Source organism: Burkholderia sp. BCC1644 (genome assembly GCF_902833225.1).
Taxonomy (GTDB): domain Bacteria; phylum Pseudomonadota; class Gammaproteobacteria; order Burkholderiales; family Burkholderiaceae; genus Burkholderia.
In genome coordinates this window covers 291837-315319 of record NZ_CADFEI010000003.1, presented here as the reverse complement: position 1 = coordinate 315319, position 23483 = coordinate 291837, and the positions used below count along the sequence as shown (strand labels likewise).

21 protein-coding genes are annotated in these 23483 nt (G+C 67.2%); 12 read left to right on the top strand and 9 right to left on the bottom strand.

All coding sequences use genetic code 11. From position 1 onward, the window contains the following. Window positions 1–19: 19 nt before the first annotated feature. From HWX87_RS07910 to HWX87_RS07900, 3 genes are read right to left on the bottom strand one after another with little or no spacing between them, the layout of a single operon-like run. Window positions 20–2008, bottom strand: a complete 1989-nt coding sequence (locus tag HWX87_RS07910) for a DUF4034 domain-containing protein (RefSeq protein WP_244137627.1) — start codon at window positions 2006–2008, stop codon at window positions 20–22. A 14-nt stretch (window positions 2009–2022) separates the two neighbouring features. Beyond that, window positions 2023–2805 (bottom strand): DUF1266 domain-containing protein, encoded by a 783-nt coding sequence (locus tag HWX87_RS07905; RefSeq protein WP_176046606.1) that lies wholly within the window; start codon window positions 2803–2805, stop codon window positions 2023–2025. Further along, window positions 2799–4085 (bottom strand): hypothetical protein, encoded by a 1287-nt coding sequence (locus HWX87_RS07900; RefSeq protein ID WP_176046605.1) that lies wholly within the window; start codon window positions 4083–4085, stop codon window positions 2799–2801. The genes HWX87_RS07905 and HWX87_RS07900 overlap by 7 nt, the downstream gene beginning before the upstream one ends. A gap of 607 nt (window positions 4086–4692) precedes the next feature. On the opposite strand from HWX87_RS07900, the gene ampC reads away from it, so the two are divergent. The 5 genes from ampC to HWX87_RS07875 all read left to right on the top strand — a co-directional run bounded on the left by ampC (window position 4693) and on the right by HWX87_RS07875 (window position 11414). Next, on the top strand, window positions 4693–5862 hold the full coding sequence (ampC, locus tag HWX87_RS07895) for a class C beta-lactamase (protein WP_176046604.1): 1170 nt from the start codon (window positions 4693–4695) through the stop codon (window positions 5860–5862). A gap of 164 nt (window positions 5863–6026) precedes the next feature. Further along, on the top strand, window positions 6027–8138 hold the full coding sequence (locus HWX87_RS07890; RefSeq protein WP_176046603.1) for a hypothetical protein: 2112 nt from the start codon (window positions 6027–6029) through the stop codon (window positions 8136–8138). A 12-nt stretch (window positions 8139–8150) separates the two neighbouring features. After that, complete coding sequence (locus tag HWX87_RS07885; RefSeq protein ID WP_176046602.1) at window positions 8151–8411, top strand: hypothetical protein; 261 nt, start codon at window positions 8151–8153, stop codon at window positions 8409–8411. Between the two features lie 37 nt (window positions 8412–8448). Then, a complete protein-coding gene (locus HWX87_RS07880) occupies window positions 8449–10587 on the top strand; it encodes a phospholipase C, phosphocholine-specific (protein ID WP_176046601.1) in 2139 nt (712 codons plus the stop codon). A 140-nt stretch (window positions 10588–10727) separates the two neighbouring features. Further along, window positions 10728–11414, top strand: coding sequence for an HAD-IB family hydrolase (locus tag HWX87_RS07875; protein WP_176046600.1), 687 nt, complete (start codon window positions 10728–10730; stop codon window positions 11412–11414). Window positions 11415–11426: 12 nt separating this feature from the next. On the opposite strand, the gene HWX87_RS07870 is transcribed toward HWX87_RS07875, so the two are convergent. The 3 genes from HWX87_RS07870 to HWX87_RS07860 all read right to left on the bottom strand — a co-directional run bounded on the left by HWX87_RS07870 (window position 11427) and on the right by HWX87_RS07860 (window position 14003). Continuing rightward, complete coding sequence (locus tag HWX87_RS07870) at window positions 11427–12314, bottom strand: LysR substrate-binding domain-containing protein (RefSeq protein WP_176046599.1); 888 nt, start codon at window positions 12312–12314, stop codon at window positions 11427–11429. Between the two features lie 121 nt (window positions 12315–12435). Next, a complete protein-coding gene (locus HWX87_RS07865) occupies window positions 12436–12807 on the bottom strand; it encodes a cupin domain-containing protein (protein WP_176046598.1) in 372 nt (123 codons plus the stop codon). Window positions 12808–12884: 77 nt separating this feature from the next. Continuing rightward, window positions 12885–14003, bottom strand: a complete 1119-nt coding sequence (locus tag HWX87_RS07860) for a polyamine ABC transporter substrate-binding protein (protein WP_176046597.1) — start codon at window positions 14001–14003, stop codon at window positions 12885–12887. Window positions 14004–14274: 271 nt separating this feature from the next. Between HWX87_RS07860 and HWX87_RS07855 the strand changes: the two genes are divergently transcribed. The 4 genes from HWX87_RS07855 (at window position 14275) to HWX87_RS07840 (ending at window position 17996) form a co-directional block, all read left to right on the top strand. Beyond that, complete coding sequence (locus HWX87_RS07855) at window positions 14275–15129, top strand: helix-turn-helix transcriptional regulator (RefSeq protein ID WP_176046596.1); 855 nt, start codon at window positions 14275–14277, stop codon at window positions 15127–15129. A gap of 48 nt (window positions 15130–15177) precedes the next feature. Continuing rightward, window positions 15178–15834: an ankyrin repeat domain-containing protein gene (locus tag HWX87_RS07850; protein ID WP_244137626.1), complete on the top strand. Its 657-nt coding sequence runs from the start codon at window positions 15178–15180 to the stop codon at window positions 15832–15834. Window positions 15835–15973: 139 nt separating this feature from the next. Further along, window positions 15974–16885: an NAD-dependent epimerase/dehydratase family protein gene (locus HWX87_RS07845; protein WP_176046594.1), complete on the top strand. Its 912-nt coding sequence runs from the start codon at window positions 15974–15976 to the stop codon at window positions 16883–16885. A 208-nt stretch (window positions 16886–17093) separates the two neighbouring features. Then, window positions 17094–17996, top strand: coding sequence for a LysR substrate-binding domain-containing protein (locus HWX87_RS07840; protein ID WP_176046593.1), 903 nt, complete (start codon window positions 17094–17096; stop codon window positions 17994–17996). 240 nt (window positions 17997–18236) lie between these two features. On the opposite strand, the gene HWX87_RS07835 is transcribed toward HWX87_RS07840, so the two are convergent. Beyond that, the gene (locus HWX87_RS07835; protein WP_176046592.1) at window positions 18237–18581 is read right to left on the bottom strand and encodes a DUF4148 domain-containing protein; all 345 of its coding nucleotides are present in this window, start codon (window positions 18579–18581) and stop codon (window positions 18237–18239) included. Between the two features lie 321 nt (window positions 18582–18902). Here HWX87_RS07835 and HWX87_RS07830 point away from each other — a divergent pair, with 321 nt between their 5' ends. Then, entirely contained in the window at window positions 18903–19922 is a 1020-nt protein-coding gene (locus tag HWX87_RS07830; RefSeq protein ID WP_176046591.1) for an aldo/keto reductase, read from the top strand. Between the two features lie 17 nt (window positions 19923–19939). After that, window positions 19940–20356 carry an SRPBCC family protein gene (locus tag HWX87_RS07825; protein ID WP_176046590.1) on the top strand — a complete coding sequence of 139 codons (417 nt, stop codon included), beginning with the start codon at window positions 19940–19942 and terminating at the stop codon, window positions 20354–20356. A gap of 157 nt (window positions 20357–20513) precedes the next feature. Here the strand turns inward: HWX87_RS07825 and HWX87_RS07820 are convergent, their stop codons facing one another. Beyond that, entirely contained in the window at window positions 20514–21425 is a 912-nt protein-coding gene (locus HWX87_RS07820) for a LysR family transcriptional regulator (RefSeq protein WP_176046589.1), read from the bottom strand. Window positions 21426–21526: 101 nt separating this feature from the next. Between HWX87_RS07820 and HWX87_RS07815 the strand changes: the two genes are divergently transcribed. Then, window positions 21527–22546, top strand: coding sequence for an aldo/keto reductase (locus tag HWX87_RS07815; RefSeq protein WP_176046588.1), 1020 nt, complete (start codon window positions 21527–21529; stop codon window positions 22544–22546). A 131-nt stretch (window positions 22547–22677) separates the two neighbouring features. Here the strand turns inward: HWX87_RS07815 and HWX87_RS07810 are convergent, their stop codons facing one another. After that, the gene (locus tag HWX87_RS07810; RefSeq protein ID WP_176046587.1) at window positions 22678–23460 is read right to left on the bottom strand and encodes an ABC transporter substrate-binding protein; all 783 of its coding nucleotides are present in this window, start codon (window positions 23458–23460) and stop codon (window positions 22678–22680) included. Between the last annotated feature and the right edge of the window lie 23 nt (window positions 23461–23483).

Here is a 23483-nt window from a genome sequence, read left to right as displayed (position 1 = left end):
ACGCGCGCATCGTCGGCGCTCAGACCATCGCGTTGTCGGCGCCGGGGATCTCGTGCGCCTTGATCTGCTTGCGCTGCAGCTTGTACCGCAGCTTCGCGAGCATGCCGTCCTCGTGGCTGACGCGCGTGATGTTGAGCACGTATTCGTCGTCCGGGGCGATCGCCTGCGCGCCCATGATCCAGCGCACGCTTTCACGATAGTCGTAGAGCGACTTGTCGCTGATGTCGGCGAAGAAGAACGACAGTGCGGCCATCGCGGCCGGGTGGCCGCCGTCGGCATGCCGGCGCAACTCGTCGACATAGCGGTGGCGCGACGAATGATCCTCGATGTCGCCGATGAACATCAGCATGCACTCGAGGCCGTCCGTGTGCCCCATTTCGTGCGCCTTGCGAGCGGTTTCGACGGCCTCGACCTGCATGCGCGCGCGTTCGTCGCGGTCCGTGCTGTTGAGTCCGATGTGGTGGTACGTGTACCCGAGCCGGTACGCGGCCATGTTGCCGCCGGCGTCCATCGACTCGCGGAAGTAGTGGGCGGCGCGGTACGGGTCGGCCTCGACAACCGTGCCTTCCTTGTAGAAGCAGCCGAGCAGGTAGCCGCACGAATCGCCGCCCGCCTCGTAGCCGAGCTGGCAGAGTGCGACGGCGTCGGCGGGGCGCCGGTTGTTGTATTCCAGCGCGGTGGCGAGCTGGTTCCATGCGAGCGAGCCAGGCTCGTTCAACCGTGCGGCTTCGAGCCATGCGTCGCCGCGCGCGTCGTCCTGTGCGAAACCGAACGTGCCGGTGCGATGGGCATAGCCGCGCAGGATCATCGCCGACGTGCATGCGCGTGCGTCCGATGCACGTTCGATCGCACGGGTCAGCCAGTCGCCTTGCGGGTCGAGGCCGAGCGTCAGCCGCAAGCCCATCGCCATCGCGCGATTGTCGTCGATCGGCTCGTGGCGCTCGGCTTCCTGCAGCCGCGCGTAGGCCTGTTCGTCCTCATTGCGCTTGAAATGGCTGTACGCGAGCCAGTGCAGCGTTTCCCAGCGGTGATACGGATGCAGCGCGGCCTTCGCACGCGCGAGCGTCGCGGCCATCGCGCGGCGCGCATCGTCTTCGCCGTCATCCGGATCGAGCGTATTGCCGGCGTAATCGTCGCGCCAGATCTCGTGGCGCAGCCGGTCCTTCTCGACCGCATCGAGGTGCGCGCATGCATCGGAGTCGACGAACGCGCGGACATGGTCGTGCGAGCCGCCCCAGCGCGGCTGCATGTACCAGATGAACGTGCGCATCGGGAAGAACAGGCTCCGGTGGACGTGCAGCGTCGCTTCCATCCAGTACCACTTCTCCTTGCGCAGCTTCTTGCCCTGGACCGGGCCGGGCAGCGCTTCGGGAAATTCGGCCGGGCACGCGACCGGCACGTCGGGATTCAATCCCGAGCGCGCGAGCATGCGCTGCAGTTCGGCGCGCGTGGCCTCGTCTTCGGCGCCGACGTTCAGGTGCAGTTCGGTGATGGGCCAGCGGCGCTCGCGCACGAGCTGCGTGAGCCACTCGGGCTCGCCGAACGACGACACGCTCGTGAAGATCACCATCGGCGCGCTCCACATCGTCGGCGCGAGCACCAGCGCGCGCAGCGCGGCGACGACTGTCATCGCGGCGCATGCATGCGCACAGATCCAGCCGGATTCGGTCACCGTCTCGGCCCAGCCGGAGCCGCGGTATTCGTAGGCCCAGTGGTGCCAGTAATGCGCTTCGCACAGCCACGCGTGCGCGGAGCGCGGGTTCGCGGCCTGCCATGCGCGCAGGCGCGCGAGGCCGTCGGCGCCGGCGTCGATGCATGGCTGAACGTCGGCCGGCAGCGCGTCGACGTACAGCGCTTCGGCCGTGCGGTCGGCGAAGCTGGCGGCGAGCGCGGCGTCGAGCTGCGCGTCGAGCGCGGCAAACTCGCCCGCGCGCAACAGCGCGTCGACGTCGCAGATGAACCATCGGGACTTCGCGGGCGGAATCAGGTCGGCGGGAGCGGAGGACATGTCGGTGTCGGTGGTCATGACGAAACGGGTTGGGGATCGAAGATGCGATAGCGCTTCCACGGCAGCGAAAGCCAGTTTCCGGACGGATTGCGCAGGTGCTCGCGCACTTCCTGCGTGGCGCGCGACGACGCGGGGCCGTCCTGGCCGCTGCCGCGCAGCCAGTGCTGGCGTGCTCGCGCATACGCGAGCCCGAAGTCTTCCCAGCTGTCGAAACTGTCCTGCGCGCGCTGCGCGTTGAGCAGCAGCACGACCCACGCGTGCTGTTCGGATGCCCAGCCGAGCAGTGCGATGCAGCGCACGAGAAACGCGGTGCGGGCGCAATCGAACGCCAGCGCGTCGCGCACGCGGCCAACGGCTGCGAGCTGTTCGTAGAAGCCTTCGTGTGAGCGGCCGACGCCGCGGATCCAGCCCGTGAGGATCGGCGGCACGCGCTGCACGATCTGCCACTCGGGCAGGTCGGCCGGCAGGTCGAGTTCGCGCCGCATCTGGCGCGCGAGTTTCTCGCGCTGTGCGTCCGGGAGCGCGTAGACGAGGTCGTCGCAATCGCAGCGCAGCCCGTTGCGGATCAGCAGGATGTCGGCGAGCGCGAGCGCCCAGCGGCGGCGGTTCGGCGGCGCCTGGTCGGCCAGCGAGTGCGCGAGCCTGACGGCCGTGGTTTGCCGCACCGGGACCGCGCCGTCGGCCCCCGCTTCCTGGTCGGCATCGACTTCGCGCACCATCCGCGCGGCGGTTCGGAACGATCGCCACACGTACCACGCGAACCACAGCACGGCCGCGCCGATCAGCAGTTTCAACATGACGTGCTCCCGTCGACCGTCGCAGGCAGTGAGAATGCCGCGCACAGCGCGGGATCGATCGCGATGCCTTCGATCGCGAACGCTGCCGTTGCCGGCGGTGCATCCGGTTCGCGCGCGGCCGGCAGCGCATCGGCCGGCAACGCATGGCGCGCGGCAGCCGCGACGGCCGGGTCGATTTGCCGGAGCTGGCCGAGCGCATACGGCGCGTTGCGCAGCAGCAGCCATTGCAGCACGGCCGGTGGCTGCGGGAAATGCTCGATCAGGTGGAAGTTCTCGCTCATCACGCTCAGCAGATGGTCGGGCGAGCGCACGTCGGTGACGAAGGTCCAGGCGCCGACGTCCGCGCCCGGCGCGTCCGGTTCGAACACGAGCCCCATGCCCTCGCAATCGGGATGACGCTCGCCGCGCGGTGCGAGCGTGCGCAGAAACTGGCGGACGTCGTCCGCATAGCGGCGTACCGGATGGCGGTTCTGCTTGCCCTTGATCTGGTCGACGCGCAGGCCGTCGCCGGTCACCTGCAGGCTGATCGTCACGTGCGGCTGGTTGCCCGCGCCGCGCAGCGTGAACAGGCGCAGCCGGCCCTCCTGCGCGGCCTGCGCGTACTGTTCGCCGTAGCCGCCGCGCAGCCGGCGGCGATCCGCGAACTGGCCGAGGCAGTGCTGCATGTAGAACGACTCGTAGGCGAGCTCCTCGCGCAGCGCCGCGTGATCGCCGATGAATTCGAAGACGACGCCGTTCGGCGTGCGCATCACCTCGCGCAGCGCGAGGCCGCTGCTCGGCACCCAGCCCTTGTCGCGACGCGCCTGCATCCGCTGGTGCTCGCGCTCCCACATGTCGAGCGCCATCGTGCACGTGATGCGTTGCAGCTTCTGCGCGAGCCGCGTGCCGGCGCGCGAGCGCAGGAATTCGACCAGCACGCGCTCGCGGTCGATCAACAGCAGGTGATCGGGATCGATGAAGTAGAGCGGTTTCGGTTCGACGGCCGGCGGCGCCGCGTCGGCCGCCGCGCCGGATGCCGGCGATACGCGGAACCGGCGCACGAGCCAGTCTGGCGCCGGCCGGTCGGCGCCGGCAAGCGCGCGGTAATCGGCGAGCGACTCGAGCGGCCGTGCCTGCTCGAACGCGCCGACGACCCAGCGGAAGAAGTGGTTGCCAAGCCACGCGAGGATGTCGGCCGGATCGCCGCGCTCGGCGCTGCGGCGCGCGATGGCCGCCTTGATGTCGGGTGCATTGACGACATCGCGCGGCCGATAGGCGGACGCCGCCACGGTTTCTGTCACGAGGTCACTCTCCGGTCAGGCAGGGCGTGCGCGGGCAGTGCGCGAGAGACCCTGGCGGTGCGTTCGGCTGGCGGGCGAAACGGCGAACGTGCGCGCGAGCGATGCGCGGCAGCGTTGAGGTGTCCCGATGCAGGTTGGCTGGCGCGTGAAAATCACGCGACCGGCCGGCATCCAGTGACGCGTGAGCGGGCGATCAACGAGTGGTGATTCATTGTTTCTCTCAGGATGGATTTTATTTTTTACTTTTGCGAGTCTACTGCGATCCGCGCGGGTGAATCAATCGCGCGGCGTGCCGGCGTTGGCGAATCTGACAAGAGTTATCTCTTTTTCATGGATTTTTTATGCGGCGCTATTCGTTCGCCGGATTCGGTGCTGTTAAAACCGACAGGTTTCCCGTGCAAACCGGGCGGCGACCCGCGATTGCGACGGTGCAATCCGGCGCTTCGTGTATCTCATAAGATTTTCTTTAGGCTCGCGCAACATATCGTCGATTGTTGGCGGCCGGCCGGCAGCGGATAGTCCTGCTTCGACAGGCCGGCACGATCGCCGTGTGACGCGTACCGGCCTGTTGCTCACGCAACCATTCGATACCAAAGGAACCGCAACCATGCGATTCAACGTGACACGCTTCGCCGCGACGCTGCTCGTCGCCGCATGCGCAATCACAACGGCCAGCCGCGCGGCCGCTGCCGCGCAGGACGACATCCACGACACCGTGACCCGCCACATCGCGCCGCTGATGAAGCAGTACGCGATTCCCGGCATGGCGATCGGCATCGTCGCGGACGGCAAGCCGTACGTGTTCGACTACGGCGTGCTGTCGAAGCAGTCCGGCAAGCCCGTCAACGGCGATACGCTGTTCGAGATCGGTTCGGTCAGCAAGACGCTGACCGCGACGCTCGCGTCGGATGCGCAGGAGGGCGGCGAGCTGTCGCTGGCGGACCCGGCCGCCAAATATCTGCCCGAACTGCAGGGCAAGCCGTTCGGCGTCGTCACGCTGCTTCAGCTCGGCACGCACACGCCCGGCGGGACGCCGCTGCAGGTGCCGGACAGCATCCGCGACGACGCCGGCCTGATCCGCTATCTCGACGCGTGGCGGCCCGAGTATGCGCCGGGCACGTACCGCAAGTATTCGAACGTCGCGATCGGCATGCTCGGGTGGCTCACCGCCAAGGCGCTGCACAAGGACTTCGCGACGCTGATGGAGCAGCGGCTCTTTCCCGCGCTCGGGATGACGCATACGTACATCAACGTGCCCGACGCACGCATGACCGACTATGCGCAGGGCTATACGAAGGACGGCAAGCCGGTCCGGATGACGCAAGGCATGCTGTGGCAGCCGGCCTACGGCGTGCGGACCACGGCAGCGGACCTGCTGCGCTTCGTGCAGGCGAACATGGGGATGATCCAGACGGCGCCGCGCCTGCAGCGCGCGATCGACCGCACGCACACCGGTTATTTCCGCGCGGGGCCGCTGACGCAGGACTTGATCTGGGAACAGTATTCGTACCCGGTCGCGCTGCCGACGCTGCTTGAAGGCAACGCGCCGAAGATGCTGTACGACGCGGTACCGGCCAGCGCGATCAAGCCGCCGCTGGCGCCGAATCCCGCTACGTGGATCAACAAGACGGGCTCGACCGGCGGCTTCAGCACGTATGTCGCATTCGTTCCGTCGAAGCGGATCGCGATCGTGATGCTCGCGAACGGCAGCGTGCCGATCGAAGACCGCGTGAAGGCCGCGTACGGGATTCTCGGCTCGCTTGGCGACGGGCGGTAACGTTTCCACCAACGGGCCGGCGATGTCGCCCGGTCCGGCTCCCCCCAAAAAAGCCGATACCTGTATCGGCGCGCTTCTGCAAAACGAAATACGCGCATCGCATCCCCTGAGCAGAATCCGGGCAGATCTCCGGGCCTGTCCGGATAGTCCAGTCAGGGGGAAACATGAGGAAGACCACTCTCGCGCGGCTGCTGTGCGGGCTGACCTTGGTCGGCGCGCTCGGTGCGTGCGGCGGCAACATGGATGGCTCGGGCGGCACCGGCAGCGCGTCGACGAACGCGGCCGGCGGCACCGACAACGGCAAGGGCAACAACGGCACGCCGCCGGGCCAGCAGGTCGCGAACCGCGCGCTCGTGATCGAGCTCGACGGCGTCACTTATGCGGCGCTCGCGGCCGGCATCGCGGGCGGCACGTTGCCGAATCTCGCGAAGCTGCAGGTCGCGCCCGCGTATAGCGGCGGCGTCAACGGCCAGCTGTCGCAGCAACCGAACCTCGATACGCCGAGCTGGGCCACGCTGCTCACCGGCGCGTGGGGCAACCGCCATCAGGTGCTGTCCGACGCACCAAACCAGGCGCTGCAGGCGCCGACCGCCTTCGACACGCTGAAGACCGCGAACGCGGGCCTGCTCGGCGCGGCGGTCGGATCTCCGGCGCTCGCGGCGCTGCTGACGGCCGGACGCAACGCGGGCAGCCTCGACACGCTCGCGAACTGCGCGGCGGTCGACAGCTGCGTCACGCAGCAGGGCGCGACGATGATCCAGCAGGGTTACTCGCTCGTCGTCGCGCAATACCATTCGGCGCAGGATGCGGCGCTGAACTACGGCCTCGGCGCAGCGGCGTACGCGAACACGCTGAAACAGCTCGACGCGGCCGTCGGCACGCTGGTCGCCGAAACCGCGAAGCGCAACAAGGAGAACTGGCTGATCGTCGTCACCGGCGGTCATGGCCTGAACGCGGCCGGCGGCAGCGACGGCCTGCCGCTGCTGTCCGAATCGACGACCTTCATCGCGATGAACCAGGCCGACAACGGGCGGCTGGGCAGCGCCGCGCAGCCGGCGTCGCTGGCCGACCTGCACACGCGTGCGAGCATCGCGGACATCGCACCGACCGTGCTCGCGCAGTTCGGTGCGTTGCCCGCGCCGTCCGCGTACGAACTGGACGGCGGCGAACTGATCGGCGCGCAGCCGGTGTCGCAGCTCGCCGGTGCGGCCAGCACCGATGGCCATAGCGTCGTGCTGACGTGGGCGGCGCCCGCGAGCGGCGCGATCGCGGTGTACCGCGCGGGCCAGCAGATCGCGACGCTGCCGGCCGGCGCGACGACCTATACCGACAGCGATCTCGGCCTGACCGCGGCTGGCACCTACAGCTTCGACTACGTGGTGACGGCGGGCGGCGCGCCGCTCGGCAGCATCGCGCGGATCGCGTACGTGCCGCCGCCGCCCCCGCCGCCGCCGCTCGCGACGACGCTGAAGAACGGCCTCGCGTCGTACTACCCGTTCGGCGCGCTGCCGGCCGTCGATGCGCTGAACGCGAGCACGATGGGCCCGTTCTCGGCCGCCGCGAACGGCGGCTCGCTGAGCGCCGATCCGTTCGGCGGCCAGGCGCTGCAGGTGACGACGCAGACCGTCGACACGAACGGCTACGACGGCTACAAGCTTGTACAGAACGCCGACATCGCGACGCAATCGCAGTTCACGATCGGCATGTGGCTGAAGACGCCGTGTACCGACGTGGTCGGCTTCGGCACGCCGGTGTTCGCGAACAAGAACTGGCAGAGCGGCAAGAACGCGGGCATCGCGATCGGGCTGTTCCCGCAGGCGTCGGGCGCGCCGTCGGGTACCTGCAACATCCAGTACAACGCGGGCGATGGCTCTACCCGCAACGACCTGAAGACGATGAGCGTGAGCGCGAACCAGTGGGTGTACGCGGCGTTCGTGATCGACACGGTCGGCAAGACGATGACGGCCTACACGTTCGACCCGGTGCTCGGCGAGCAGAAGCAGAGCACGCCGCTGACGGTGTCGGCGGCCGCGCTGCCGGGCCTCGGCACGAAGACCTTCGGCGTGAACGAGGACGGCACGGGCCAGTACCACATGCTCGCGTGCGGCTACCCGGCGAGCCACTACAGCGGCGGCTACACGGTCAACGCGTGCACGACCGTCAAGCCGAACGTCGAGAGCTTCTCCGACGTCGCGATGTGGAACCGCGTGGTTACCGAAACCGAACTGCAGTCGGTCGCGGGCTCGGGCAAGCCGCTGTCGACGATCCTTCACTGACGGAGTGCCGACATGAACCTCACCCACCTGCGCCGCGTGCGCGTCGGGCTCGCCGCCTGCGTGTTGAGCGCGCTGGTTGCCGGATGCGGAGGCGACGATTCGGGCGGTACGGCCGCCGGCGCCGCGAAGGCGAATGCCGCACCGGCCGGTGCGGGCGGCGCGAGCGCGCCGGTGCCGATCGTCGCGCTGCCGGGCGCCGGCCCGTGCGCTGCATCGGGCACGGCCGCGCTGCCGTCGCCGTTGCTGAACTCGCAGCTGCGCTGCGCGCCGTGACGCGCGCGCCTTTCCGCAACGCTCTTCTTTCCCGATCATGACTTCCATCGACCGCCGCTCGTTTCTCCGTGCCGCCGCTGCCGGCACGGCCTTCTCGATGTTCCCGCCGGCGATCCGGCGCGCGCTCGCGATTCCCGCCAACAACCAGACGGGCACGATCAACGACGTCCAGCACGTCGTGATCTTCATGCAGGAAAACCGTTCGTTCGATCATTACTTCGGCACGATGCCCGGCGTGCGCGGCTTCGGCGATCGCCTGACGATCCCGCAGCCGGGCGGCACGCCGGTCTGGCAGCAGAACGACGGCAAGCGCCCGGTGCTGCCGTTCTATCTCGACAGCACGAAGGGCAATGCGCTGCTGGTCGGCGGCGCGCACTCGTGGACCGATTCGCATTCGGCATGGGACAACGGCCGGATGACCGCCTGGCCCGCGTCGAAGGGCGATGCGTCGATGGGCTACCTGCGCCAGTCCGACCTGCCGTTTCACTTCGCGCTCGCGAATGCGTTCACCGTGTGCGACGCGTACCACTGCTCGCTGCACGGCGGCACGAACTCGAACCGGATCTTCCTGTGGACCGGCACCAACGGCCCGACGGGCTCGAACACGGCCGTCGTGAACAACGACGGCTGGGACGGCCTCGGTTCGTCGAAGACGGGCCTCACGTGGACGACCTACCCGGAGCGCCTGCAGGCGTCGGGCGTGAGCTGGAAGGTCTACCAGAACATGCCGGACAACTACACCGACAACCCGCTCGCGGGCTTCGCGACGTTCCGCAAGGTCAACGAGACCGTGCCGGGTTCGCCGAACGCGCCGTACTCGCCCGCGATGGAGGCGCTGTCGCCGCTGTACAAGGGGATCGGCAACACGATGCCGGACGGCGGCTTCCTGCAGTCGCTCGCCGACGACATCGCGGCGAACCGGATGCCGCAGGTGAGCTGGATCGTGTCGCCGACCGCGTACTGCGAGCACCCGGGCGCGTCGACGCCGGGGCAGGGCGCGTACTACCTGCAGCGCCTGCTCGACACGCTGACCGCGAATCCGGACGTGTGGAGCAAGACCGTGCTGTTCGTGAACTACGACGAGAACGACGGCTTCTTCGATCACATGCCGCCGCCGAACCCGCCGTCGCGCAACACGGACGGCACGTATGCGGGCAAGTCGACCGTGACCACGCAGTACGAGTACTTCACGCTGCCGAACCCGCCCGGCGATTCGTCGCCGCTCGCGCCGGACGGCCGCCCGTACGGGCCTGGCCCGCGCGTGCCGATGTTCGTCGTGTCGCCGTGGAGCACGGGCGGCTGGGTCAACTCGGAAGTGTTCGACCATACGTCGGTGCTGCGCTTTCTCGAGCAGCGCTTCGGCGTGCAGGAGCCGAACATCAGCCCGTGGCGCCGCGCGGTGTGCGGCGACATGACGTCGGCATTCAACTTCAGGAATCCGAACGGCAACCCGACAGCGTCACTGCCGGCACCGACCAAGGCCGCGGCCGACGCGCAGCACGTGCAGCAGGCCCTGATGGGCGCGGTGCCTGTGCCGTCGGTCGCGTCGCAGCAGATGCCGGTGCAGCCGCAGGGCACGCGGCCGTCGCGTGCATTGCCGTACGAACTGCATACGAGCGCGAGCGCCGACGTATCGGGCGGGCTGCTGTGGCTCACGTTCAGCAACACGGGCACGGTCGGCGCGGTGTTCCATGTGTACGACAAGCTGCATCTCGATCGCGCGCCGCGCCGCTATACGGTCGAGGCGGGCAAGCAGCTGTCGGATTCGTGGCGCGCGGTGGCCGACAACGCAGGCAACTACGACCTGTGGGTGCTCGGGCCGAACGGCTTCCTGCGCGAATTCCAGGGCAACGTCGCGCAGGCCGCGAGTGGCCCCGTGCCGGAAATCCGCGTGTGCTACGACCCGGCGAACGACGCCGTGTACCTGACGATCATGAACGTCGGCAACGCGGCGAGCCAGGTCACGGTCACGTCGAACGCGTACCGCACCGACGGCCCGTGGAGCTATGCGGTGCCGGCGGGGATGCAGGTCGAGCCGTACTGGACGCTCGCCGCGTCGAGCGGCTGGTACGACTTCACGCTGACGGCCGAGAACGGCCTCGTGCGCCGCTTCGCGGGCCGCGTCGAGACCGGCAAGGACAGCATCAGCGATCCGGCGATGGGCGTGTCCAGCTGACGGGCGCCGGCCGTGCGGCCGGCGTCGCATCACCGGGTGCCGGCGGCGCGCCGATTCGCGCCGGCGGCTTTTGTGCGCGGCTTCGCGTGGGCGAGGCCGCGCGTTTTTCATTCCTTCCTGTTCACACGACGCTTCATTCGATGACGCAACTCGCGCTTTTCGATCTCGACCTCACCCTCATTCCGTTCGACAGCGACCAGGCCTGGGGCCGTTTCATGGTCGAGCACGGCCTCGTCGACGCGGCCGAATTCGACCGCATCGACGCCGCATTCGCGGCCGGCTATGCGGCCGGCACGCTCGATATCCACGCGCATCTGTGCAACATGCTTGCGCCGCTCGCACGCTATTCGCGCGAACGGCTCGCGCACTGGCACGCGTGCTTCATGGCCGACGTCGTATGGCCCGCGATCTCGCCGACCGCGCTCGACCTCGTGCGCCATCATCGCGAGCGAGGCGACCTGTGCTGCGTCGTCACCGCGACGAATGCGTTCATCACGCGGCCGATCGCGCGCGCATTCGGCATCGAGGCGCTGATCGCCTGCGAGCTAGAGACCGTCGACGGCCGGCCCGAGTCGCGCTATACGGGGCGCCCGGCCGGCGTGCCGAGCTATCGGGAGGGGAAGATCGTGCGTACCGATGCGTGGCTGGCGTCGCTCGGTCTCGCGCGGACGGATTTCGCGCGCAGCTGGTTCTACAGCGATTCGCACAACGACGTGCCGCTGCTCGAGCAGGTGACCGATGCGATCGCGACGAATCCGGATGAACGATTGCGTGCCGTGGCGATGCAGCGGGGCTGGCAGATCGTCGACTTGTTCGAAACGGTATGAGCGTGCGCGTCGCTATGCGCGCGCAAACGTGCGGTCGTCGCGGCGTTCGACGTTCGCCATGAACGCCGTGATCAGCCGCGTATCGGCGCGCGCGTCGAGGTAGTACAGGTATTCGTGCATCGGCGGCAGATCGTCGGCGATCGCGATCGCGCGCAGCTCGGGATGCGCGCCGACCTCGCCGCGCGGCATCAGCGTGCAGCCCATGTCGTGCCGCACGGCTTCGCGGATCGCTTCGCGGCTGCCGAGCTCGATCGCGTTCGCGGGCACGTCGATGCCCGCGTGCTTCAGCACGTGTTCCATCAGCGCACGCGTGCGCGAGCCGGCCTCGCGCAGCAGCAGCGTCTCGCGGGCCAGCATCGCGAGCGTCACCGATTCACGCGCGGCGAGCGGATGCGAGCGGTGGACGACCAGCACCAGCGGATCGTTCGCGATCGTATGCCGGACGAAGCGCGGATCGTCGTCGCGCTGCGACGACACGGCGACGTCGACGCGAAAATCGACCAGTGCATCGAGCACCTGCTGCGAGTTGCCGATCTCGATGCTGATCTTCACGGCCGGATACTGGCGGCGGAACGCGGCGATCGCCGGCAGGATGTAGAACGGGCCGGTCGTGCCGACGCGCAGGTTGCCCGTGTGCAGTTCGCGCTCGTTGCGCAGCGCGAAATCGATGTCGTATTCCATCTGCAGCATCTGGCCGATCATCGGCATCAGCGACGCACCGGCATCGCTGAGGTCGAGACGGTTGCCGCGACGATGAAACAGCTCGACACCGTAGTGGCGTTCGAGCTGCTGGATGCGCGACGTGATCGTCGGCTGGCTCACGTCGAGGCGCTTCGCGGCCGCGGTCACGCTGCCCTGGCGGGCGGTTTCGTAGAAGGCGGCGAGAAGCAGGGCAAGCATGGCGGCACACGGGACGGGACGACCGGAAATTACCGGCCGCGTGTGTCATTTCCATGTCATCGGCGTGGAAATGCGTGGCGAATTGGGGAGCGATGTTGCGCGCGACCCGCGCCGCCGCCGCTTACCCGGCCGGTTGCTCGTCGTACGCGACGAAGATCTTCCGCGTGCGTTCGACCACTTCCCACGTGCCGCGAAAGCCTGGCGGAATCACGAAGCGGTGGCCGGCACGCAGGGTTTTCCGGTTGCCTTCGAGGTCGGTGATCACCGACGTGCCTTCGAGGATCTCGCAGTATTCCGCTTCGGTGTACGCGACGTGCCAGCATCCGGGCGTGCTTTCCCAGATGCCGGTCGAGAAACGGCCGCACGGACTCGCGAAGCCGGGCGTGAGCGTGTGCAGCGGATCGCCGGAAATCAGCTTCTCGGGCGATACGCGGTACTGCGTCGGCTCGCCGCTGGGGGCAAACGCGTCGGTGATGGAGGAAACGTCGATCATGATGGTCAGGTTGCGTCGAATTGAAATGAACGCGCCGACGGCGCGTTCGCATGATTGCACGGTTGAGGGCGGCGCGGTCAGTTGCCGGTTTTCAGTTGCTGCCACAGGCGGTTCTCGAGTCGCGCGATGTCGGCCGAACGCGGCTTCGACAGCGTCATCCTGTCGAGCACGTCGGCGGACAGATACACGTTCGGGTCGTGCGCGACGGCCGGCGTCACGTACTGATGGGCCGCCTTGTTCGCGCTCGGGTAGTAGATCTCGTTGGTGATGTCCGCGTTGACCTTCGGGTCCTGGATGTAGTTGATCCACTGCAGCGCGGCTTCCGGATGCGGCGCATCCTTCGGAATCGCCATCACGTCGAACCACAGGATGCCGCCTTCCTTCGGGTTCGCGTAACGGATCTCGTAGCCGCGCTTCGCCGCCGCCGCTTCGCGGCGTGCGACGCTGACGTCGCCCGACCAGCCGAGCACGACACAGACGTCGTTGTTCGCGAGGTCGTTGTTGTAGCCCGACGAGTTGAACTGCGTGATGTACGGGCGCACCTTCTTCAGCATGTCGAATGCCGTGTGGTAATCGGCCGGGTTCTTGCTGTTCGGGTCCTTGCCGAGATACTGGAGCGCGGCCGCAAACACGTCGTCCGGCGCGTCGAGGAACGACACGCCGCAGCTTTTCAGCTTCGACACGTTGGCCGGATCGAACACCAGCGCCCAGCTGTCGAGCGGCGCGCCGTCGCCGAGCGCCTTCCTGACCGCCTGCACGTTGTAGCCGACGCCGTCGGTACCGTAGGCCCACGGTACGCCGTACTGGTTGCCAGGGTCGGATTCGGCGATCTTCTTCATCAGCGCGGGATCGAGGTTCGCGAGGTTCGGCAGCTTCGTCTTGTCGAGCTTCTGGTACACGCCGGCCTGGATCTGCTTGGCCATGTAGTTCGACGTCGGCACCACGATGTCGTAGCCGGAACTGCCGGCCAGCAGCTTCGACTGCAGTGTGTCGTCGCTGTCGTAGACGTCGTAGCGCACGTGCACGCCGGTCTGTTTCTGGAAGTCCGGGATCGTCGTTTTCGCAATGTACTCGGACCAGTTGTACACGTTCAGTTCGGTGTCGGCCGCGCGGGCCGGCGATACCGACAGCGGCGCGAAGCAGGCAACGGTCGCGATTGCAACGGGGAAGGCGAGACGAAAAACGCGGACGATCATGGTCACTCCCTTTCGGAACGAGGGCGGCGCACTGCGGGGCGCGGACGCGCCGCGGGTCGGTCGGCGAGGCGCGCGGCGGTCCGCTTCGAACCGGGAACGCGCCGACGGGCCTCGCCGGATATCGGGAACGACTGTATGTGGCGGCCGGCCGGATGTCTGTCCATGAAATCCGTACAGCCGGGCGGCCGTGCGTACGGGAACCCGGCGCGAGGGAATTGGCAGCGCACTTTTGGCGTGGTAACGGTAAGCGTCCCCATTCCCCGTGCATCGTATGACCGACCATGACGCCGCCGCGACGATCGATATCCAGTTGAACCAGCTCGTGTTCATGTCCGACGCGCTGTCGGCCGTGGCCGGTGCGATCGGATCGCCGGATTTCGTCGCGGTTGTGTTCGAGAACCTGACGCGCATCGTCGATTGCGATTCCATTCATCTGGATTACGAAGACGAGTCGCTGCTCGAGCGTCGCGTCGGCTGGATCGGCAGCTACGGCACGTATCCGGACCAGATCGAGCGCACCATGACGCGCTATTACCGCGATTTCGCGCAGATCGATACGACATTCGACTGCATCCGCGGCGAACGCGATACGCAGTTGCTGCAGCTGTCGACGCTGCGGCTGAACCCGGAAATCCGGTGCGCGTTTTACGATACCGAGGACATTCACGACGAATGCGTGGTCACGTATCGCGTGGACGAGCTGACCTATGCGCTGTCGGTGTGCCGTGCGCGCCGGCTGCCGCCGTTTTCGCTGAAGGAGCTGAGCATCGTGCGGCATGTCGCGCTGATCGTGTTGCCGCTGGCGGTCGCGCATCGGCGCATCGTCGGCGACCGGCCGGCCGATGCGGGCGCGGCCCGGGTGCGCGAGGGCATCGCCACGCAGCGGCTGCACGACGTGTTCGAGAAGCTGACGTCGCGCGAGTCGGAGGTGTGCGTCCGCCTGATTCGCGGCCGGAAGACGCAGGATATCGCGCACGAACTCGGCATTCGTCCGTCGTCGATCGACACCTATGCACGTCGCGCGTTCGCGAAGCTCGGCATCGAATCGCGGCGCCAGCTGCTGAACCTGCTGGTCGATCACGATGCGCTCGACGCGTCGTCGGCGGCGCGCCGGAGCGACGCGTGACGCTGCTGCCGTGACGCATACGCGATACCCGAGGAGAGCCGATTGAGCATGGCATGGGATGGCATCACGGGCGCCGATGTGCTCGGCGACGCGCAGGTCGCGAGCCGGCACGCATTGGCCGACGCGGCGCGCAATGGCGAATGGGCGACGATGCTCGACTGCGTCGCGCGACAGCCTGACCTCGTCAACGCGACGCGGCTCGGCGGCACGTCGCTCTTTACGCCGCTGCATCAGGCCGCTTACGGCGGCGCGCCGAACGCTGTCGTTGCCGAACTGCTGCGGCTCGGCGCATCGCGCATGCTGCGCGATGCGCAACGCGAGCGCGCGATCGATATCGCCGTGCGGCGCGGGCATCGGCATCTGGTCGAGTGGCTGACGCCGCAGCCGCAGCGCTTCGTGCCCGACGTTACGCTGCTTGCCATCCAGCGCCATTTCCACGCGATGATCCTGGGCCGCATCGCGCGCCTGCGCGTCGATGCACTGCGCCTGCCCGAACTCGAACCGCTGCTGGAACTCGACGCGCGGGCCGGAAGCACGTGGTTCGCGGTGCCGGGCATGTACGGCGGCTTCAGCTATGCGTTGCGCACGGATGGCGAGGCGGCCGTGCTCGTGTCGGCGAGCTGGAGCCGCGTGGTCGGCGGCTCGGGCCAGCGGCACGAGATCACCGCGAACGGCTGTACGCTGGTCGAAGAAGGATTCGTCTGACGCGGCCGATCATCCCGTTGCGCTCAAAACTGTTTTGGCGATTCGTGCCTTTCCCGGGCAACGCTGGCCGTCGATACTCCGACACACGACATTTCGCGAGACGTGTCACGCACTGACTGTCTCGCTCTCGGAGCAGTGGATGAAAGGCATCAGGATATTCGTGACGGGCGCAAGCGGCTACATCGGCGGCTCGGTGGCCGCACGGCTCGTGTCGGCCGGGCACGTCGTCACCGGCTTGACGCGCGACGGCGACAACGCCGCGAAACTCGCGGCGGCCGGCATCATGCCGGTCGTCGGCTCGCTCGACGATGTGGCGCTGCTGCATGCGTTCGCGCGCGACGCCGACTGCGTCGTCAACGCGGCGAGCAGCGATCATCGCGAGGCCGTCGAGGCGATCATCGCGGCGCTGAGCGGCACGGGCAAGACGTTCCTGCATACGAGCGGCACCAGCGTGATCGCGGACGACGCACAGGGCGCCCATGGCGATGCCGCCGTATTCGACGAAACGACGCCCGTCGTCGAGCCTGCGAAGGCCGAGCGCCACGCGATCGACCGGCGCGTGATGTCGGCGGCGAACCTCGGCATCCGCTCGGCCGTGATCTGCAACAGCATGATCTACGGCGACGGCCTCGGCATCCGCCGCGACAGCGCGCAACTGCCGCTGCTCGCGGCCATCGCGCGCGATGCCGGCGCCGTGCGCGTGATCGGCAAGGGGTTGAACCGCTGGTCGAACGTGCATGTCGACGACGTTGCCGATCTGTATCTGCGCGCGATCCACGCCGCGTCGCCGGGCGCGTTCTACTTCGCGGAAAATGGCGAAGCGTCGTTCGCGGAAATCGGCCGCGCGCTTGCCGAACGTCTCGACTTGCCGTCCGTCGTGGAATGGGACGTCGCCGCGGCAGCGCAGGCGCTCGGTCATTCCCGCGCGCATTTCTCGCTCGCATCGAACAGCCGCGTGAAGGCGCGGCGCGCGCGGCAGGAACTCGGGTGGGCGCCGAAGCATGGCGCGATGCTGGACTGGATTCGCGACGAGATGCCCGTCGCCGCGTGAAGCCGCTGCATCGACCCGTATGAAGAAACGCGCGCCCGCCCGGGCGCGTCCGCGCGACCGGCCACGGGGCGCATTCCGGATTGTTCCGACAATATTCGCCGCGCATTGTTGAATCGAAATCAACTGTGATTCGCGTCCGCGCCCGCTTATCAAACCGGCGCGGCGGCACTATCGTGACGGTTCCCGAAACCGCTGATGACTGCCGACCATGAAGACGACCCTCGACGAGATGCTCGCGTTCGTGACCATCGCCGATACCGGTTCGCTGACTGGCGCGGCCGACAAGCTGCATCAGCCGACCTCGGTGATGAGCCGGATCCTGCGGCGCCTCGAAGAGAAGCTCGACACGACGCTGATCCGCCGCACGACGCGCCGCCTCGAAGTGACCGAGGAGGGCAAGCTCTTTCTCGACTACGCACGCGACATCATCGCGTCGGTCGAATTTGCCGAGGAGCAGATCGTCAGCCAGCGCGAGACGCCGTCCGGGCGCTTGCGGATCAATGCGGCGATGCCGTTCATGCAGCATGTGATCGCGCCGATGATGCCGGGCTTCCGCGAAGCGTATCCGGCGATCGCGGCCGAACTCCATACGAGCGACGAAATCATCGACCTGCTCGAACAGCGCACCGACGTGGCGATCCGGATCGGCGAGCTGCGCGATTCGACGCTGCACGCGCGCCGGCTCGGCAGCAGCCGGTTGCGTATCCTGGCGAGCCCCGCTTATCTGGAGAAAGCCGGCGTGCCGACGAGCGTCGCCGATCTCGCGAACCATACGCTGCTCGGCTTCGTGCAGCCGGAAACGCTGAACCACTGGCCGCTGCGCACTGCGGACGGCGACAGCTATCGAATTCATCCCGCGCTGCAGGCATCGAGCGGCGAGACGCTGATGACGCTGGCGTTGAATGGCGCCGGCATCGCATGCCTGGCCGACTACATGACGAGCCATCATCGTATTGATGGCAGCCTGGTTGAATTGCTCGTCGACGAAACCGTCGAGTTCCGTCAGCCGATTCATGCGGTCTACTATCGAAATACCCGGTTGTCCTTGCGCATCTCGAGCTTTCTTGACTATGTCGCCCTGCAATTGAAGAGCAGCGGCGATATCGACTGACGCTAATCGTCCGCCTGCCGTGCATCGCTGTCGGTCGTGCGATGCAGTCGTCTACTTTCCTGTCGAAATTCCGATCCTTCCGTTTGTCGATGTGGTGCATCGATGCCGCCGTGGCGCCGATTGCATTCGAACGACGCGCGGCCCGAATGCCTGTTCAGGCGATTCGGGCCGGCCATGCGGAGAGGAGGGACGAGCGTTGGCGCGTATCGAGAGGCATGCTCTCCTGCGCGTCGACGCGACTCAATGACCGCGATAGATCGAGTCGCGGCCGTTGATCATTGTCGCGCGGCCGGATTCGCTGGTGGTGCGGGCTTCGCTGCCGTAACCGGTCGTCGCGGCGGCCGGTGCGGTGCCCGGCGTACCTTGTGCGACGGCGTTTTCACGCACGCGCTTTTCTGCGGCGAGGATCGCGACCGGATACTGGTTGTGGTCCAGCGCCGGGGTGTAGCCGACGGCCGCGAGGCGGGCCATTTCGGCCTTCACTTCGGCGCGGGTCAGTTGATGGCCGGCCTGCTGCGCGAACGACAGCGCCGGTGCGGAAAGGATCAGTGCGGCAAGCGTGGAAGAGATCAGCGTTTTCATCATGGGTACCTGTCAGGTTGAGTGAACCGCAACCACGTTGATGTCGTTGCGAGTGCAGCCAATATAGGTATCGCGGCGCCCGGGAAAAACGGTTGCCGGCCCAAATGATTTTTGATCTGGAATCACGAATCGGACGTGGATTAGGGCGAAAGCCTTGCCGGTCGGGCGTCCTGTCTGAACGGGGTGTCGGCGTGGCTCGTCGAGGCAGGTCTCAAATCGACCCATCAGACCTCGCGGGACTCAAGTGTGTCGAATTCCGTCTTGGACAGACTTAACCTGCGTCCCTAGACTGAACTCGCTTTCCCTCACTCCCTGGAGAAAATCATGAGTCTCAAAGACAAGCTGCCCGGTAACAAGATCCTTGGTTTCGGTACTGCGCCGCTCGGCAACATGTTCCGCAACATCCCCGACGCGGAAGCCGCGGCCACCGTCGAAGCGGCGTGGCAACACGGCATCCGTTATTTCGATTCGGCTCCGTTCTACGGCGCCGGCCTGGCGGAAATCCGCCTCGGCGACGCGCTGGCGAACCACCCGCGTGACGAGTATGTCCTGAGCACCAAGGTCGGCCGCGTGATCCTCGACGAAGTCGAAGACGTGTCGGCGCGCGATCTCGGGGAAAAGGGCGGCCTGTTCGAACACGGCCGGCCGAACCGCATCGTCAACGACTACACGGCCGACGCGACGCTGCGTTCGATCGAGGACAGCCTGAAGCGCCTGCGCACCGATCGCCTCGACATCGTCTGGGTGCACGACATCGCGCAGGACTTCTACGGCGACGAATGGCTCGCGCAATTCGAAGTGGCGCGCAAGGGCGCATTCCGCGTGCTGAGCAAGCTGCGCGAAGAAGGCGTGATCAAGGCATGGGGCCTCGGCGTGAACCGCGTCGAACCGGTCGAACTGGTGCTCGATCTCGCCGAACCGCAACCGGACGGCATGCTGCTGGCCGGCCGCTATACGCTGCTCGATCACGAGCGTGCGCTGCAACGCGTGATGCCGGCGGCTGCCGCGCAGAACGTCGGGATCGTCGTCGGCGGCCCGTACAGCTCGGGCGTGCTCGCAGGCGGCACGCACTTCGAATACCAGAAGGCTTCGCCGGAAATCCTCGCGAAGGTCGAGCGGATCAAGGCGATCGCCACGCGCTACGACGTGCCGATCAAGGCCGCCGCGCTGCAGTTCTCGATGTCGCATCCGGCCACCGTCGCGGTGATTCCGGGCGCGAGCCGTCCGGAGCGGATCGCGGAAGACCAGGCTGCGCTGAACGTGGTGATTCCGGCCGACTTCTGGCGCGACATGCGTGAACAAGGTTTGATTGCGGCCAATGCGCCGCTGCCGACCGATCGTTGATCCTGAAAGGTGATGACATGGCACAAGCAAATGCAAGCATCGAACTCGCGGTTTCGGCCGAGACCGTCTGGCAACTGATCGGCGGCTTCGGGTCGCTGCCCGACTGGCTGTCGTACATTCCGGCCAGCGAGGTGAGCGAAGGCGGGCGCGTACGGCGTCTCGCGAACCCGGCCGGCGAGGCGATCGTCGAGCGGCTGGTCGCGTTCGACGAAGCGGCGCGCAGCTACACGTATGCGATCCTCGAAGCGCCGTTCCCGGTCGTGAACTATCGCTCCACGCTGCGCGTGCGCGAAAACGGCCCGAACGCGTCGACCGTCGAGTGGTCGGGCACGTTCACGCCGCACGGCGCGACCGACGACGACACCGTCAAGCTGTTCCGCGGAATCTACGAAGACGGACTCGCGGAAGTGGCGAAGCGGTTCGCGGCGGCCTGACGGCAGCGCATCGCATCGTGCGAGCAGGAGCCTGGCGATATCGGGCTTCGTCAGCGCCTTCGTTGCGGGTTCAGGCTCGCAGCGAAGGCGTTGGCATGTTTGCTTCGCATGCGCGACGGCGTCGATGCGCGGGAACCCCGACCATCCAGGCAGGGAGTCACTTTCCGACCGCCGCGACGACTTCCTCGCCGGTCAGGATCTCGCGGAAGGTGCCGACCAGCGGCCGCAGGTTGACCTTGTGCCACGCGGCCCACAGCGGCGTGCGGTAGCTGAACCACGGCAGCTCGCGCAGCACGACGCCTTCCGGCACCTGATGGCGCAGGCTCTGCTGGATCATCGTCACGCCGAGCCCGGCGGCGACGAGCCCGAGCGCCGCGAGCGGCTCGGTCGCTTCCACCGAAATCTCCGGCGAGAAACCGGCCTTCGCACAGGCCGCGACGAACGCGCCGTGACGCGGCGCGCTTTCCTGCTGCGTCACGCCGATCCACGCCTGCGCGGCGAGGTCGTCGGCGACCAGCGTCTTCTTCTTCGCGAGCGGGTGCCCGTCGGGCATCGCGAGCAGCATCGGATCGTTCAGCACCATCGTCGCATCGAGTTCGGGATCGTCGGGCGCGGGCGGCTCGGTGACGAGCGCGATGTCGAGACTGCGCTCGCGCAGGCCTTCGAGCTGCGCGGCGGACGTGTAGTTGTACAGCGCGATATGGACGGCAGGGCGCTCGGCGCGCAGCGTTTTCAGCGCGCGCGGCAGCACGCCCGAGTGCGTGGCCGTTTCCAGGTAGCCGATGCACAGGCCGCCTTCGTCGCCGCGGCCGAGCCGTCGCGCCAGCGACTCGAGCCGGTTCGCGTGGCGCAGGAACGCGTGCGCTTCGCTGAGGAATGTGCGCCCGTCGCGCGTCAGACGAATGCGCTGCTGGCTGCGTTCGAACAGCGTCAGGCCGAGCTTTTCCTCGAGCTGCGCAATCTGGCGGCTGAGCGGCGATTGCGAAATGTGCAGGCGTTCGGCCGCGCGGCCGACGTGTTCTTCTTCCGCGACCGCGATGAAATACTGAAGCTGGCGGATGTCGAGCATATAAGACCTTATGGGACTCAAGTTTGATGAATTATGTCTTGGACAGACTTATTCACGCAACCTAGACTGGGCTCACTTTCCTGTCAAACCCGGAGCAACACATGAGTCTCAAAGACACGCTGCTGGCCGGCAACCGGCTCGGCTTCGGCGCGGCGCCGCTCGGCAACATGTTCCGCGACATTCCCGACGAAGAAGCGCGCGCGACCGTCGAAGCCGCATGGGCGCGCGGCATACGCTACTTCGACACCGCGCCGTCGTATGGCGCGGGCCTCGCGGAATCGCGCCTCGGCGACGCGCTCGCTGGCCGTTGCCGCGACGACTACTTCATCAGCACGAAGGTCGGCCGCATCGTGCTCGATGAAATGGAAGACGCGAAGACGCGCGACTACGGCGAGAAGAGCGGAATCTTCGCGCACGGCCGAGCGAACCGGCTGGTGAGCGACTACACGGCCGACGCGACGCTGCGCTCGATCGAGGGCAGCCTGAAGCGCCTGCGCACCGATCGCCTTGATATCGTCTGGGTGCACGACATTGCTCAGGACATCTATGGAGACGAATGGCTCGCGCAATTCGAAGTGGCGCGCAAGGGCGCGTTCCGCGTGCTGGGCAAGCTGCGCGAGGAAGGCGTGATCGGTGCGTGGGGCCTCGGCGTGAACCGGGTCGAGCCGATCGAACTCGTGCTCGACCTCGCCGAGCCGCAACCGGACGGCATGCTGCTGGCCGGCCGCTACACGCTGCTCGATCACGAGCGCGCGCTGCAACGCGTGATGCCGGCGGCCGCGGCCCGTCACGTCGGGATCGTCGTTGGCGGCCCGTACAGCTCGGGCGTGCTCGTCGGCGGCGCACACTACGAATACCAGAAGGCACCGCCCGAAATCGTCGAGAAGGTCGAACGGATCAAGGCGATCGCCGCGCGCCACGATGTGCCGGTCAAGGCGGCCGCGCTGCAGTTCGTGCTCGCGCATCCGGCGACGGTTTCGGTGATTCCGGGTGCGAGCCGGGCGGAGCGGATCGCGGAAGATGCCGCGGCGCTGGCGTTCGATATCCCCGCCGATTTCTGGCGCGAGATGCGCGAGCAGCAACTCGTTGCTCCCGATGCGCCGTTGCCGCTCGCTCGCTGAGCGGCAAGCGATGCGGCCGCGCCGGCCGGCGCGGGTTCCGTCGCTTCGGTGAACGTCGATCGTCGCGATGCCGGTCGTATGCGCACGGCGGCAGTCAGTGCTGCCGCCGTTCGATCATCCCGCGTTCGCCGTCAATTCCCGTACATGTCGAAATCGAAATACTTCGACTGGATCGTGTTGTAGGTACCGTCGCTGCGGATCTGCGCGATCGCGCGATTGAGTGCGTCGCGCAGGTCGCCGTCGGCCTTGCGCACGCCGGCCGCGTCGCCGTTGCCCATGATCTTCGGGTCGTACACCACGCCGCCCGCGAACGCGAAGCCCTTGCCGCGCGGCGTCGACAGGAACCCGAGCTGGCCTTGCACGGCATCCATCAGCACGCCGTCGACGCGCCCGGTGACGAGATCCGCATACGCCTGGTCGTAGCTCGGGTACGGGACGACCTCGACCTTCGCCGCGGCCCACTTTTCACGCGCATAGGTTTCCTGGATCGTGCCCTGTTCGACCGCGACGCGCTTGCCGGCGAGCTTCGCCGCTTCCGGGAGCAGCCCCGAGCCGGTGCGTGCGATCAGCCGCGTCTGGTTGCGATACAGGCGGTCGGTGAAGTCGATCTGCTGGCGCCGCTGTTCGGTCGCGGCCATCGACGACAGGATCACGTCGAACTTGCGCGCCTGCAGCCCCGGAATCAGCCCGTCGAAGCTGCTCGATACCCACACGCATTTCGCATTCAGCTTCGCGCACAGCGCGTTGCCGAGATCGATGTCGAAGCCCTTCACGCTGCCGTCGGTCGCGGTCGATTCGAACGGCGGGTAGGTCGGGTCGACCCCGATGCGAATGGTCGTCCATTCCTTCGCCGACGCCATCGACGCGAAAGCCATCGCGGCGGCGGAAAGGAGAATCGTGAGGCGCGTCTTCATGGTCTGGCTCCGTTCGTGTGGGG